The 229-nt window shown below is 62.9% G+C and carries 1 pseudogene; it reads left to right on the top strand.

The features are described 5' to 3' along the window. Positions 1-44: 44 nt before the first annotated feature. Positions 45-229: pseudogene (locus tag SB724_RS22135) on the top strand (hypothetical protein); the annotation flags it as partial.

Genomic DNA, 229 nt, shown 5'->3' with positions numbered 1-229 from the left:
CCACACCGTTATATGCCTGAGCGCCATCACGGCCTGCGGGCCGCATGGCGATTGGTTTGATGATGGCACGTGCATTTCTCTTCGTACTCGATTCCTTCGGTGTCGGCGGCAGCCCCGATGCTGCCAGCTACGGTGACGAGGGTGCCGATACGCTCGGCCATATTGCGGAATTCTGCGCGGCAGGTGCTGCAGATCGCGCCGGGTTGCGATCTGGGCCGCTGCTTCTGCC

This window comes from Bacillus sp. SIMBA_031 (genome assembly GCF_046535225.1).
GTDB classification, from domain to species: domain Bacteria; phylum Bacillota; class Bacilli; order Bacillales; family Bacillaceae; genus Bacillus; species Bacillus velezensis.
This window is presented reverse-complemented; position numbering and strand designations above follow the sequence as displayed.